14 protein-coding genes are annotated in these 13,211 nt (G+C 65.6%); 6 read left to right on the top strand and 8 right to left on the bottom strand.

Features of this window, described 5'->3' with window-relative positions:
- The 4 genes from VFW45_04965 to sucC all read right to left on the bottom strand — a co-directional run.
- The coding region (locus VFW45_04965) for a hypothetical protein (protein HEU5180118.1) at window positions 1–209 on the bottom strand (209 nt) is incomplete at its 3' end.
- Window positions 210–219: 10 nt separating this feature from the next.
- The gene (ndk, locus tag VFW45_04960) at window positions 220–639 is read right to left on the bottom strand and encodes a nucleoside-diphosphate kinase (GenBank protein ID HEU5180117.1); all 420 of its coding nucleotides are present in this window, start codon (window positions 637–639) and stop codon (window positions 220–222) included.
- 25 nt (window positions 640–664) lie between these two features.
- Window positions 665–1,546 carry a succinate--CoA ligase subunit alpha gene (sucD, locus tag VFW45_04955; protein ID HEU5180116.1) on the bottom strand — a complete coding sequence of 294 codons (882 nt, stop codon included), beginning with the start codon at window positions 1,544–1,546 and terminating at the stop codon, window positions 665–667.
- A complete protein-coding gene (sucC, locus tag VFW45_04950) occupies window positions 1,543–2,709 on the bottom strand; it encodes an ADP-forming succinate--CoA ligase subunit beta (GenBank protein HEU5180115.1) in 1,167 nt (388 codons plus the stop codon). The genes sucD and sucC overlap by 4 nt, the downstream gene beginning before the upstream one ends.
- A 185-nt stretch (window positions 2,710–2,894) precedes the next feature.
- Here sucC and dacB point away from each other — a divergent pair, with 185 nt between their 5' ends.
- Complete coding sequence (gene dacB, locus VFW45_04945) at window positions 2,895–4,418, top strand: D-alanyl-D-alanine carboxypeptidase/D-alanyl-D-alanine-endopeptidase (GenBank protein ID HEU5180114.1); 1,524 nt, start codon at window positions 2,895–2,897, stop codon at window positions 4,416–4,418.
- Window position 4,419: 1 nt separating this feature from the next.
- Here dacB and mdh read toward each other — a convergent pair whose 3' ends face one another.
- The 4 genes from mdh to VFW45_04925 form a co-directional block, all read right to left on the bottom strand.
- Window positions 4,420–5,346, bottom strand: a complete 927-nt coding sequence (mdh, locus tag VFW45_04940) for a malate dehydrogenase (protein ID HEU5180113.1) — start codon at window positions 5,344–5,346, stop codon at window positions 4,420–4,422.
- A 24-nt stretch (window positions 5,347–5,370) separates the two neighbouring features.
- Window positions 5,371–6,624 (bottom strand): isocitrate dehydrogenase (NADP(+)), encoded by a 1,254-nt coding sequence (icd, locus tag VFW45_04935; GenBank protein HEU5180112.1) that lies wholly within the window; start codon window positions 6,622–6,624, stop codon window positions 5,371–5,373.
- A 147-nt stretch (window positions 6,625–6,771) separates the two neighbouring features.
- Window positions 6,772–7,584: an ABC transporter permease gene (locus tag VFW45_04930; GenBank protein ID HEU5180111.1), complete on the bottom strand. Its 813-nt coding sequence runs from the start codon at window positions 7,582–7,584 to the stop codon at window positions 6,772–6,774.
- Window positions 7,581–8,570, bottom strand: a complete 990-nt coding sequence (locus VFW45_04925) for an ABC transporter ATP-binding protein (GenBank protein ID HEU5180110.1) — start codon at window positions 8,568–8,570, stop codon at window positions 7,581–7,583. Before VFW45_04925 ends, VFW45_04930 begins: the two co-directional genes overlap by 4 nt.
- Before the next feature lie 177 nt (window positions 8,571–8,747).
- On the opposite strand from VFW45_04925, the gene kdsB reads away from it, so the two are divergent.
- The 5 genes from kdsB to VFW45_04900 form a co-directional block, all read left to right on the top strand.
- A complete protein-coding gene (kdsB, locus tag VFW45_04920; GenBank protein HEU5180109.1) occupies window positions 8,748–9,479 on the top strand; it encodes a 3-deoxy-manno-octulosonate cytidylyltransferase in 732 nt (243 codons plus the stop codon).
- Window positions 9,480–9,504: 25 nt separating this feature from the next.
- Entirely contained in the window at window positions 9,505–11,112 is a 1,608-nt protein-coding gene (locus VFW45_04915) for a CTP synthase (protein ID HEU5180108.1), read from the top strand.
- Entirely contained in the window at window positions 11,113–11,955 is an 843-nt protein-coding gene (gene kdsA / locus VFW45_04910) for a 3-deoxy-8-phosphooctulonate synthase (GenBank protein ID HEU5180107.1), read from the top strand.
- On the top strand, window positions 11,952–12,908 hold the full coding sequence (locus VFW45_04905; protein HEU5180106.1) for a KpsF/GutQ family sugar-phosphate isomerase: 957 nt from the start codon (window positions 11,952–11,954) through the stop codon (window positions 12,906–12,908). Before kdsA ends, VFW45_04905 begins: the two co-directional genes overlap by 4 nt.
- Window positions 12,909–12,946: 38 nt before the next feature.
- On the top strand, window positions 12,947–13,211 hold a 265-nt coding region (locus VFW45_04900), incomplete at its 3' end, for a 3-deoxy-D-manno-octulosonate 8-phosphate phosphatase (protein ID HEU5180105.1).

Raw genomic sequence — 13,211 nt, 5'->3', positions numbered from 1 at the left:
ATTCGGTTGGTGGTTTCTAGAAAATTGAACTTCTTGGCTACATCGTGACTCGCCGGCGTGGTGGAAGGAAGGATGTGGTTGACCAGAGGAGGCACGAGGCTGGCCAGGGCCAGAATCACCAGGGAGGCGCCGGCCGCGCAGAGTAGCGCCGCCACCAGCTTGCCGAGGTAGGGCCGCGCGTAGCGCAGGAGTCGGACGAGATCCTGCATCGGGGCCGGCCTAGCGCCGGCAGAGCTCGAGGGCGTTGAAGAAGTAGGCGATCTCGGAGGCCGCCGACGCGGGAGAGTCGGAGCCGTGGATGATGTTCTTCTCGATCGAGCTGGCGAAATCCTTGCGCAGGGTCCCGTCGGCGGCCTTGGCCGGATCGGTGGCCCCCATGATCTCCCGCAGCCCGGCCACCGCGCCCTCCCCTTCCAGGACCATGACGACGACCGGCCCCGAGGTCATGAAGGTCATCAGGCTGCCGAAGAAAGGCCGCTCGCGGTGAACGTGGTAGAAGCCGGCGGCCTGCTCGGGCCCCAGCTGCAGCATCTTCATGCCGACGGGTCGCAGCCCGCGCTTCTCCAGTCTGCGGGTCACCTCGCCGATCAGGTTCGCGGCCACGCCGTCGGGCTTGATGATCGTCAATGTTCGTTCCATCAATTCTCCTTCCTCGTGAGGCGGATCAGCGCGATCCCGAGCCCAGCGCCTCGGCCATGGCCTCGCCAATCCCGGCCGGGCTGTCCACCACGCGGATCCCGGCGGCGCGCAGGGATAGCGCCTTTTCCGCGGCCGTGCCGCTGCCTCCCGAGATGATGGCGCCCGCGTGGCCCATGCGCTTTCCCGGAGGGGCGGTGCGGCCCGCAATGAAAGCGACGATGGGCACTTTCGCGTGGTCGCGCAGGTACTCCGCGGCTTCCTCCTCGGCGTTTCCCCCGATCTCGCCGATGAGGACGATCCCGCGGGTGTCGGGATCCTGGATGAACAGCGACAGCGCATCGGTGAAGCTCGTGCCCACGATGGGATCCCCTCCGATGCCGACGCAGGTGCTCTGGCCGATGCCGCGGGAGGTCAGCTGCGACACCGCCTCGTAGGTCAGCGTCCCGCTGCGGGAGACGACGCCGACGTTTCCGGGCAGGTGGATAGACCCCGGCATGATGCCGATCTTGCACTCCCCCGGCGTGATGATGCCGGGGCAGTTCGGACCCACCAGCCGCGTCGTTCTCCCCTGCAGGAAGGCGCGCACCCGCACCATGTCGAGCGTGGGAATCCCTTCGGTGATGCAGATCACGAGCGGCAGGCCCGCGTCGGCGGCCTCCATGATGGCATCGGCGGCGAAGGGCGGCGGCACGAAGATGACCGAGGCGTCGGCTCCGGTTTCCCGCACGGCTTCCCCCACCGTGTTGAAGACCGGGATTCCCTCGTGCGTCGTGCCCCCTTTTCCGGGCGTGACTCCGGCGACGATCCGGGTGCCGTAGGCGGCGCACTGCCGCGTGTGGAAGGTCCCTTCCTTGCCGGTGATCCCCTGCACCAGTACGCGGGTGTTCCGGTTGACCAGGATGCTCACGCCGTCTCCTTGGCCAGCGCCACGACCTTGCGCGCGGCGTCCTGCATCCCGTCGGCGACCGTGAAGTTGAGCCCGGAGTCCCGCAGGATCTTCCTGCCTTCCTCCACGTTGGTCCCCTCGAGCCGCACCACCACCGGCGCCTTGACCCCGGTGCTCGTGGCGGCGGCGACCACGCCCTGGGCGACCACGTCGCAGCGCATGATGCCACCGAAGATGTTGATCAGCACGGCGCGCACGCTCGGGTCGGAGAGAAGGATTCGGAAGGCGTTGGAGACCTGCTCCGTGCTGGCGCCGCCGCCAACGTCGAGGAAATTGGCCGGCGCGCCGCCGGCGAGCTGGATCATGTCCATCGTGGCCATGGCGAGCCCCGCTCCATTCACCATGCAGCCGACGTTTCCTTGCAGCTTGATATAGTTCAAACCGAAGCGCGAGGCTTCCACCTCGAGTGGCTCTTCTTCGTCCTGATCGCGCAGCTCGCGGATCTCGGGATGGCGGTACAGTGCGTTGTCGTCGAATGTCATCTTGGCGTCGAGCGCCATCACCTCGCCCGCTCCGGTGACTACCAGCGGGTTGATCTCGACCAGAGAGGCATCGGTCTCCTCGAAAGCCCGCGCCAGCGCCAGCATGAGCTTGAGCGCCTTGTCCGCCGATTCGCCCAGCTCGAGCCCGAAGGCGAGCTGGCGCGCCTGGAACGGGCGGAAGCCCACTTCGGGACGGATCACCGCGCGCAGGATCTTCTCGGGAGCCTCGCGCGCCGTCTCCTCGATGTCGACCCCTCCCTCGGCGCAGGCCATGAAGACTGGAACGCCGCGGGATCGATCCAGCACGATCCCGAGGTAGAGCTCCTTGCGGATGTCGAGCCCCTCCTCCACGAGGAGGCGACGGACCTTGCGTCCCTCGGGACCAGTCTGTGGAGTGATCAGAGTCATCCCGATGATCTGTCGCGCCAGCGCCTCGACATCGGAGAGCGATCGCGCGACCTTGACGCCCCCGCCTTTGCCGCGGCCCCCGGCGTGAATCTGCGCCTTGACTACGTAGGACGGGCCGGGGAGCCGGGCGGCCACCGCCACGGCTTCTTTCGGAGCAAAGCAAACTTCGCCCTTCGGCACGGCCACGCCGAACCGCTTGAGGATCGCCTTCGCCTGGTACTCGTGAATTTTCATGCGGCCTCGGAGGGATGTCCGCGAGCGGGGGTCGTTCCAAGCTGTCCCGAAAATCGCGGATGTATAACACAGGGTCCGGAGCCCTGTCAAAAAAGCGAGGCGGCGCGGCCCCTCCCGGCGCACCCAAGCATGGGGCATGCACGGCTTTTGACGCTTCCCCGACCCTCTGATAGCCTTCCGGCGTGATGCCGCGGGCCAACGTCTCCCTTCGCCGGATGCTGCCGGTCGCCGCGCTGATCGGCCTGATGCTCCAGGACGGAGCCACCAGCGCCGGCCCGCTCGCCGCCGCACCGGCGCCCCAGAGTCTCGCGTCACGCATCCGCTCGGTCCTCACCTCCGGCTGCCTGGACCCGTCGAAGACCGGCGTGCAGGTGATCTCCCTCAAAGACGGATCCGAAGTCTACGCGCAGAACGCGGATGCGGCGCTCAAGCCCGCCTCCAATCAGAAGCTCTTCACGTCCGCCGCGGCGCTGGCGCTGCTCAAGCCCGACTACGTCTTCCCGACCGTCTTCTACTCCACCAAAGCGGTCCGCGACGGGGTGCTCGACGCCGACCTGTATGTCAAAGGCTTCGGCGCTCCGGATCTGGTGGGAGAGTTCTGGTGGCTCATGGTGCAGGAGCTGTCCCGCCAGGGATTGAAGGAGATTCGCGGCGACCTGATCGCCGACGACACCTACTTCGACGCGGAAGAGCGGCCCAAGGTCTGGCCGGAGACCGTTCCCGACGACTCCTGGGTCAACGCGCCGGTGGGGGCCCTCTCCTTCAACTACGACGTCGTGACCGTCCGGGTGAGACCCGGTCCCGCGGCGGGGTCGCGACCGACGGTCGAGCTCATCCCTCTCGGCTCCTATTTCAAGGTCAGCAATCGCGCCGTGACCAAAGCGGGCACCTCCCGGCTCGTCGTGGGCCGCGGCTTCCGCCAGGGAATGAACACCATCGAAGTTTCGGGATCGATCCGGGCCGGGAGCGGACCGATCGAGGTCACGAAAGGGGTGGAGGATCCGGCGCTCTACGCGCTGGCCGGATTCAGGGAGCTGGCGACCCGGCAGGGGATCGTAATTCGGGGCGCCACGCGCAAGGCGGCGACGCCGCCCGAAGCGCTCGAGCTCTTCCGTTTCGAGTCGAAGCCTCTGGCCACCATCATCCGAGACATGAACAAGCACAGCAACAATTTCATTGCCGAGACGCTGCTCAAGACCCTGGGAGCGGAGTTCGTGGGAGTCCCCGGCACGACCGAGAAAGGGCTGGAGGTGCTGCGGGAGTTTCTCTCGCGCATCGGCGTGACGGGAAGCGAGATCTCGCTGGCCGACGGATCGGGCCTTTCGCACCAGAATCGCACGACCGCCCGCGCCCTGGTGCAGACTCTGCGTGCCATGCACGACGACTTCGAGCTGTGGCCCGAGTTTCTCGCTTCCCTGCCGATTGCCGGGGTGGACGGAACCCTGCAGCGCCGCTTTCGTGCCGAAGACCTGCTCCGAAAGGTACGCGCCAAGACGGGCAAGATTGCCGGGGTGACCAGCCTGTCGGGCTACGCGGTGAACGAGGCGGGAGAGACTTTCGCCTTCTCGATCGTGCTGAACGACTATCGCTGCGGCACCGAGACCATCAAGCGGCTCACGGATCGCGTCTGCTCGGCGCTGGTCGAGAGCGGGGTCCCCGGAACGTCGCCGCCTACCGCGACGGGATTCACTCCTCCGCCGCCCCGGTAGATTAGAGCTTCAGCTTCTCGACCAGTTCGCGCACCGCCTCTGCCGAGCCGCTCAGCGCCGTCTTCTCGGCCTCGCTGAGCGGGAGGTCGATCACCGCCTCCACGCCGCCGCGGCCCAGCTTGGCGGGCACTCCGACGTACAGTCCGTGGATTCCAAATTCCCCTTCGAGATACACGGCGCACGGCAAGATCTTCTTCCGGTCGCGCAGGATTGAATCGACCATTTCCACGATGGCCGAGGAGGGGGCGTAATAGGCGCTGCCCGTCTTGAGATAGGCGACGATCTCGGCCCCGCCGTTGCGGGTACGCTCCACCAGACGGTCGATCTTCTCGCCCGGCATCAGCAGCGGCAGCGGGATCCCTGCGATCGTGGCGAAGCGCGGCAGGGGCACCATGGTGTCTCCATGGCCGCCCAGGACCATGGCGTGCACGTTCTCCACCGACACGTCGAGGGCCTCCGCGATGAAGGAGCGGAAGCGCGCCGAATCCAGCACTCCCGCCATCCCCACCACGCGCTGCTTGGGAAAACCCGAGACCTTGAGCGCCGTCTGCGCCATGGCATCCAGGGGGTTGGTGACCACCACCAGGATCGCCTTCGGCGAGTGCCGGACGATCTCCTCGGTGACTCCCTTGACGATCTCGTAGTTCTTGAAGAGGAGATCGTCGCGGCTCATGCCCGGCTTGCGGGCCAGCCCCGCGGTGATCACCACCACGTCCGATCCCGCGGTATCGTCGTAGCTCCCCGTGCCCAGCAGCCGGCAGTCGAATCCCTCGACCGGGGCCGATTCCCAGAGATCCAGCGCCTTGCCCTGCGGAATTCCGTCGATGACGTCGATCAGGACCACGTCCGCGAGGTGCTTCTCTGCGATGCGCTGGGCCGCCGAGGCACCCACGTTTCCCGCGCCGACCACCGTGACCTTGTTCCGCATGCCGCTCTCTCTGAGGATGGAGGTTTAGGAGGACCGCATCTCGGCGACGATCGCCTGGCCAAACTCGGAGCACTTCACTTCCGTCGCACCTTCCAACTGTCGCGCCAGATCGTAGGTCACCCGCCCCTTCTGGATGGCCCGCCGCACGCCTTCGACAATCAGGTCGGTGACCTCGAGCCAGCCGAGGTACTCGAACATCATGGCGCCCGACAGGATGAGGGAGCCGGGATTCACCTTGTCCAGCCCGGCGTAGGTGGGCGCGCTGCCGTGGGTCGCCTCGAACAGCGCCACCGCGTCGCCGATGTTGGCGCCCGGGGCCATCCCGAGGCCTCCCGCCTGGGCCGCGGCCGCGTCGGAGAGGTAATCGCCGTTGAGATTGGGAGTGGCCAGCACGCTGTACTCTTTCGGTCGGGTGAGGAGCTGCTGGAACATCGAATCGGCGATCCGATCCTTGATGACCACCTTGCTGCGGGACGGGGCGGCCGCGCCCGACTTCTTCATGTCCTCTTCGATGACGACGTAGTCGGCGAACTCCTCACGGGCAACCTGGTAGCCCCACTCCTTGAAGCCTCCCTCCGTGTACTTCATGATGTTCCCCTTGTGCACGAAGGTGACGCTCTCCTTCTGCTTCTCGATCGCGTAGCGGATGGCCTTGCGGACGAGGCGCTTGCTTGCCTTCGGGCTGGAGACCTTGACGCCCAGGGCCGCCTCCTCCGGAATGTCGGTCCCCATCTCGCGATTCAGGAAGGAGATCACTTTGCGGCACTTCTCGGTGCCGTCCCGCCATTCGATCCCCGCATAGACATCCTCCGTGTTCTCGCGGAAAATGACCACGTCCAGATCCATCGGGCGCTTGACCGGCGAGGGAACTCCCTCGAAGTAGCGCACCGGCCGGATGCAGGCGTAGAGATCCAGCTGCTGCCGGAGCGAGACATTGATGCTGCGGTACCCACCTCCGATGGGCGTCGTCAGCGGACCCTTGATCGCCACCACGTAGGCGTTGATGGCCTCGAGAGTATCGGCCGGCAGCCACTCGCCGTAACGTTCCCGCGCCTTTTCTCCCGCGAACACCTCGAACCAGGCGATGCGCCGCTTGCCACCGTAGGCCTTGTCGACCGCCGCCTCGAACACCGGGCGGGCGGCGCGCCAGAGATCGGGTCCGGTGCCGTCGCCTTCGATGAAAGGGACGATAGGATGGCTCGGCACCTTGACCTTGCCGTCCTCCACCGTGATGCGCTGTCCTTCGGCCGGAAGATTGAGCTTCTGGAACTTCAAAATTAAGGCTCCTTCGAGGGCGGGTTTTGCTGCCGTGGGCCGCGCGCCGCTGCGCTGTGAGCGCGGAGACGTTGATTTCCTGGAGTAGCGTCGCAATTTAGCACAGCAAATCGCGGCGTTCAACCCTGTCCGGCCGCGCGCGTCTGCCGCTCAGTATTGCGCCAGGTTGCCCTCGGCCCGCGCCTTGCGGACTGCCAGGGAAAAACCGGCGATCCCCAGGGGAAGCAGCAGGACCACGAAGATCACCAGGGCGGTGACCTCAGGCATCAGCTCCGGGAGCCGCGTGCCGGTCAACAGCGAGCGGCGGATGCCGTTCAGGGCGTAGGTAATCGGCAGGAATCGGCCGACACCCGCGAGCGAAGCGGGCAGGGCGTGCGTCGGCAGGAAAACGCCGCCGAACAGCGCTGAGGCGCTGGTGATGAGGAAGTTGATCGGGTCGCCGCGCTTCAGGTAGAGGATGAAGGCGGCGGAGAGGATCCCGATCCCCGAGAAAGCCAGAATGGTCAGGAGCAGGATCACGAGGAAGGCCAGCAGGCTGTCGAAGCGCAGCTGGATTCCGAAGACGACCCCGAGCCCGAGGTAGAGGATGACCCGGAAGGAGGTCATCACGAAATCCCACAGGGCGGAGGAGAGAATGAGGACCGGGATCGGCGTGGGCGTGATCAGCATCGCCTCCAGGGTGCCCGTCAGCTGCTCCGCCCGGAGCTTCGAGGCAAAGCTGTTCAGGGCGGATCCGAGGTATTGCCAGAAAGCGAGTCCGACCAGGAGGTAGGCGAAATACGGAACGCCGGGAAGATCCGGAAGCGAGTTTTTTTCAGGGAGGGTCAGCCAGTTGGCGATCAGATACCAGAGGCTGACCGTGAGCAGGATGCCGCCCAGCTGCAGGACGAAAGCCGTCCGGTAGCTCATCTCCTCGAGAAGGTCCTTGCGCAGGAACGCGAGCATGGCCCTCAGCCGCTTCATCCCTGTCCCTCCTCGATGCGATCGAATACCTGCTGCAGGGTCGACTCGGTCCGGCTGCAGGAGACGATTCGACCGCGCAGCCGAAGGACGGCCTCGAGGAGGGCCGAGAGCTTAGCGCCGTCACGGCCGAACTCGCCGGCGACCCGCAGCCGTCCTCCGGGCAGCGGGGTGAGCACCAGCCCATCCTGAACTTCTTCGGGGATGCCGGCGATTCCGGAAAGCACCAGGACATACGACTCCTTGCCCTGCCCCCATGCCGGCATCTCCTCGATGCTCCCCGACCCGAGGACCTTCCCGCGGGAGAGCACCGCGACCTTGGAGCAGAGCTGCTCCGCCTCCTGCAGGTTGTGGGTCGCCAGCACCAGAGTCTTCCCGTCCCGGCCATTCAGCTCCTCTCCGATGAAGCGACGGAGGTGCTTCGCGGAGATCGGATCGAGGCTGCGGGTCGGCTCGTCGAGGAGCATTATGGGCGGGTCGTGCAGCAGCGCCCTCGCGAGCGACAGCCGTTGCTTCATTCCGGAAGAGTATTCTCCGAACGGCTGATCACCTTGCCCGGTGAGCTCCAGGCGCGCGAGCAGGTACTGGATCCGTTCGCGCAGCGCCTCGCCGTGACCTTCGTACAGGCTCCCGAAGAATGCCAGGTTCTGACGCCCGGTCAACCTCCAAAAAAAGCTCCGCTCGTCCGAGGAGACGTATCCCAGCAGTCTCTTCACGGCGGCTTCGGCATGCGCCACGTCATGTCCGCCGACCCGTGCGGTGCCCTCGGTGGGGAGGATCAGGCCCGAGAGGATCTTCAGCAGCGTGGTCTTGCCCGCGCCATTCGGACCGAGAAGCCCGAAGATCGATTTCTCGGCGACCTCCAGGCTGACGTCGCGCAACGCCCAGGTTTCGAGCGGCTTCTTGGCTCCGGAGAAGAGCTGGCCGAGCGAGCGGCGACGCCGGAAGCGCCTGCCGAGATGGTGGGTTTCGATGGGTGAGGGCATCATCCGGCGATTCTACGAGGAGGTCGAAGTGACGGAGCCGCCATGCTATCGGGCGCACCGAGAAGATGTCAAACGCGTAGAAAAACCTTTGACACCGCTTCGGAGGTTCGGCTAGGATTATCTCCCGTCATAAAGTTCCAACGTAAGTTCCAAAAAGTCCTGGAAGCCACCATCTCATTGCTGCAAGCGATCGGCGTCATTCCCGCGCGTTATGCATCGGTCCGGTTCCCGGGCAAGCCCCTGGCGGACCTCGGGGGAAAGCCGCTCGTCGAGCACGTATATCGCAGGGGCAGGATGGCCAGGACCCTCGACCGGCTGCTGGTTGCGACGGATGACGAGAGGATTCTGAGGGCGGTGCAGGATTTCGGGGGAGAGGCGGTGCTGACCTCCCCGGAGCATGCGACGGGGACGGATCGGCTGGCCGAGGTGGCGCGCGGGCATACGGCCGACCTCTACGTCAACATCCAGGGGGACGAGCCCCTGGTGGACAGCCGGGACATCGACGCGCTGGTCGAATGCCTGCGCAGCGAGCCGGAGGTGGAAATGGCCACGCTCCGCCGGATAATCGAGGAGGAACGCGACCTGAGCAGCCCCCACGTCGTGAAAGTGGTCGCCGATGCCTCCGGACGGGCCCTGTATTTTTCCCGTTCTCCGATTCCCTATCGGAGGGAAGACACCGGGGTCGGGGTCTACCGGCACCTCGGACTTTACGGCTATCGCCGCGATCTGCTGCTCGAATTCGCGCGCACGCCTTCGGGCGGGCTGGAGCGCGCCGAAGGCCTCGAGCAGCTGCGGGTCCTGGAGATGGGGCGGCGCATCCGCGTGCTCGACGCCTGCGGAGTTTCCATCGGGGTCGACGTGCCGGAAGACCTGGAGCGCGTGCGTGCCCTTCTGAATGACGCGGTGCACTGAGGACTCCCAAGGAGGCACGGACCCTATGCCGACCAAGACCATCTTCATCACGGGAGGGGTGGTTTCCTCCCTGGGGAAAGGGCTGGCCGCCGCCTCGATAGGCCGGCTGATGGAAAGCCGCGGGTTCAGCGTGACCCTGCAGAAGTTCGACCCCTATCTGAACGTGGATCCGGGGACCATGAGCCCTTATCAGCATGGCGAGGTCTATGTCACGGAGGACGGCACCGAGACCGACCTCGATCTCGGACACTACGAGCGCTTCACCTCCGCCCTGACCTCGCGTGATCACAACTACACCACGGGCAAGATCTACGAGTCGATCATCAACAAGGAGCGGCGCGGCGACTACCTGGGAGCCACGGTCCAGGTGATCCCGCACGTCACCGACGAGATCAAGGAAGCGATTCGCAAGATTTCGAAGGGCGTCGACATCCAGATCGTTGAGATCGGCGGCACGGTCGGAGACATCGAGTCGCTGCCTTTCCTCGAAGCCATCCGGCAGTTCCGTCTCGAGGTCGGCCGGACCAATGCCGTCTTCATCCACTTGACCCTTGTCCCCTTCATCGGCGCGGTGGGAGAGCTCAAGACCAAGCCGACACAGCACTCGGTGCGGGAGCTGCGGGCCATCGGAATCCAGCCCGACATCCTGCTGTGCCGGACGGATCGAATCCTCCCCAAGGAGATCAAGAAGAAGATCGCCCTCTTCTGCAACGTGTCCGAAGAAGCGGTCATCACGGCGAAAGACGTCGAGTCGATCTACGAGGTCCCGCTGATCCTGGCGCGCGAAGGTCTCGATGCCATCCTCCTCAAGCAACTCGACCTTCCCTACCGCGACAAGAGCATGGACGACTGGGTCCGGGCGGTCGAGACCATCAAGAACCCCGGCGCCGAGACGAACATCGCCCTGGTGGGGAAATACGTCGAGTACGAGGACTCCTACAAGAGCCTCACCGAGGCGCTCGGGCACGGCGGCCTCGCCAACAAGGCGCGGGTGAACATCCGGTGGATCGAAGCGGAGGGGATGGAGAACGAGGCGCTGCGCCAGGAGCTGGCATCGATGGACGGGATTCTGGTCCCTGGAGGATTCGGCATCCGCGGCGTGGCGGGGATGATTCACGCGATCCGCTTCGCCCGCGAGAAGAAATTCCCCTTCTTCGGAATCTGCCTGGGCCTGCAGTGCGCCGTGATCGAGTTCGCGCGCAACGTCTGCGGCATGGCCGATGCCGACAGCACTGAATTCAACCCCGATTCCTCGAGGAAGGTCATCTACAAGCTGCGGGAGCTGGAGGGCGTGGAGAGCATGGGAGCCAACATGCGGCTCGGACGCTATCCCTGCCTGCTGGAGGCCGGGTCCTTCGCGCAGCGCGCTTACGGCGTCAAGGAGATTTCCGAGCGCCACCGGCACCGCTACGAAGTCAATCGGGGCCTGGCCGAAGACCTGGTGAAGCGCGGCCTGAAGATCACCGGCCTCTCGCCCGACGGGCGCTTCGTGGAGATCGTCGAGCTGGGCGATCACCCCTGGTTCCTGGCCTGTCAGTTCCACCCCGAGTTCAAGTCGAAGCTGCTCTCCCCCCATCCGCTGTTCCGGGACTTCATCGCCGCGTGCCTGCGGCATCGCTCCCAGAAGCGCTGAATGGCGAGCCCCGCCGCCCCGGAGGTCTCGCTCTCGCCTGGAATCGTCGTGGGCGAAGGCCGGGTTCCGCTGCTGATTGCGGGGCCCTGCGTCATCGAGGGGGAAGGCCCAACCCTGGCGCTGGCCCGCGCCCTCAAGGAGCAATCCGCCGCCGCCGGCATCCCCCTCGTCTTCAAGGCGAGCTTCGACAAGGCGAATCGCAGCGCCCTCGGCTCCTTCCGGGGGCCGGGCCTGAAGGAAGGGCTGCGCATCCTGGACCGGATCAAGCGCGAGACAGGCTTGCCGGTCCTGTCCGACATTCATGAGATAGAGCAGGCCGAGACTGCCGCGACGGTACTCGACATACTGCAGATTCCCGCTTTCCTCTGCCGCCAGACGGACCTGCTGGTGGCCGCGGCGCGCACCGGATTGCCGGTGAACGTCAAGAAAGGCCAGTTCCTCTCTCCATGGGAAATGAAGAACGTCGTGGAGAAGCTGGTGTCCTCGGGAGCGACGAGGATCCTGCTCACGGAGCGGGGGAGCTCATTCGGCTACCAGAACCTGGTGGTCGACTTTCGGTCCATTCCGGTGATGAGGGAGCTCGGGTTTCCTGTCATTTTCGATGCGACCCATTCGGTGCAGCGTCCCGGAGCGCTGGGCAGCTCCTCCGGGGGCGATCGGCAATTCATCGAGACGCTGGCTCGCGCTGCCATCGCCGCCGGGGCCGATGGGATATTCGTGGAGGTCCATGAGGACCCGGCAAAGGCCCTCTCGGACGGCGCCAACGCCCTGCCGCTCGCGAGGCTCCCGGCCCTTCTCCGGGACGTTCGCCAGCTCGCGGCCGTCGTAGGGAGAGAATCTTGAGCCTGGATATTGCCCGCAGAGTCCTGAAGGAGGAGGCCGAGGCCATCCAGGCGCTGATCCCGCGCCTCGGCCCGTCCTTCGAAACCGCCGTGACAATCCTTGCTTCCTGCGCCGGCAGGGTGGTGGTGAGCGGCATGGGAAAGTCGGGGCTCATCGGCGCAAAGATTGCGGCCACTCTGGCGAGCACTGGAACACCGTCGCTGTTCCTGCATCCGGCCGATGCCATCCATGGCGACCTCGGGATGGTGGCCCCCGGAGACGTGGTTCTCGGACTTTCCTCCAGCGGAGAGACCGAAGAAATCGTGCGTATGGTGGAATTCCTCAAGCGCTTGGGGGTGCCACTCATCGCCCTCACCGGCAGCGTCGAGTCGACCCTGGCTCGGCACAGCCAGGTCGTCCTGGATGTCGGCGTGGTGCGCGAGGCGGGGCCGTTGGGGCTGGTACCCACAGCCAGCACCACCGCCGCGCTGGCGATGGGCGACGCCCTGGCCGTCGCGCTCCTGGAAAGGAAGGGCTTCACGGCGCGGGACTTCGCCCGCTATCACCCGGGCGGCCGCATCGGGAGGAATATCCTGACCGTCGAGAACCTGATGCATCCGCGCGCGACCTGTCCGGTGGTCGCGGAAACGGCCTCTCTGGTCGATGCGGTGCGCGAAATTTCCGCCAAAAAGCTTGGAATGACCTGCGTCGAATCGAAGGACGGAACCCTGGCGGGGGTAATCACGGACGGCGATCTGCGCCGCTGCCTGGAGCGAGGCGTCGATCTCCTCGCGCAGCGGGCGCGCGACTGCATGACGGCTTCGCCCGTCTCGATTTCAAGGCTGGAGACGGCGGCGCGCGCGCTGCACCTCCTCGAGACCCGGAAAATAACTTCCCTCGTGGTACTGTCGGAGGATCGCAGGCTCGAAGGCATTCTCCACATTCACGACCTGTGGCGCACCCAACTGTTCTGATTGGGCGCACGCCTCCCGGCGCGCCGCGAAAGTGGAAGATGGCCTCATCCCGATCCTCCCTCAAAGCCGCCGCCCGCTCCGTCAGCATGGTCCTGATGGATGTGGACGGAGTCATGACCGACGGAGGCATCCTGTTCATCGACGGAAGGAGCGAGGGCCGGATCTTCGACGCCAAGGACGGCGTGGGGATCTGGCTCCTCCGGCGGGCCGGAGTCGCCACCGGCGTAATCTCGGGACGGACCTCGGCGGCGGTCAAACGGAGAGTGCGGGAGCTCGGCATGGAGGAAATCCATCTCAGGGTCA

Source organism: Candidatus Polarisedimenticolia bacterium (genome assembly GCA_035764505.1).
Classification (GTDB): domain Bacteria; phylum Acidobacteriota; class Polarisedimenticolia; order Gp22-AA2; family AA152; genus AA152.
This window is presented reverse-complemented; position numbering and strand designations above follow the sequence as displayed.

What these genes read in the sequence shown, in the direction of transcription:
- sucC (HEU5180115.1), bottom strand. Translation starts at nt 2,709, where the DNA reads ATGAAAATTCACGAGTACCAGGCGAAGGCGATCCTCAAGCGGTTCGGC.
- VFW45_04915 (HEU5180108.1), top strand. Translation starts at nt 9,505, where the DNA reads ATGCCGACCAAGACCATCTTCATCACGGGAGGGGTGGTTTCCTCCCTG.
- kdsA (HEU5180107.1), top strand. Translation starts at nt 11,113, where the DNA reads ATGGCGAGCCCCGCCGCCCCGGAGGTCTCGCTCTCGCCTGGAATCGTC.
- dacB (HEU5180114.1), top strand. Translation starts at nt 2,895, where the DNA reads ATGCCGCGGGCCAACGTCTCCCTTCGCCGGATGCTGCCGGTCGCCGCG.
- VFW45_04925 (HEU5180110.1), bottom strand. Translation starts at nt 8,570, where the DNA reads ATGATGCCCTCACCCATCGAAACCCACCATCTCGGCAGGCGCTTCCGG.
- mdh (HEU5180113.1), bottom strand. Translation starts at nt 5,346, where the DNA reads ATGCGGAACAAGGTCACGGTGGTCGGCGCGGGAAACGTGGGTGCCTCG.
- ndk (HEU5180117.1), bottom strand. Translation starts at nt 639, where the DNA reads ATGGAACGAACATTGACGATCATCAAGCCCGACGGCGTGGCCGCGAAC.
- VFW45_04930 (HEU5180111.1), bottom strand. Translation starts at nt 7,584, where the DNA reads ATGAAGCGGCTGAGGGCCATGCTCGCGTTCCTGCGCAAGGACCTTCTC.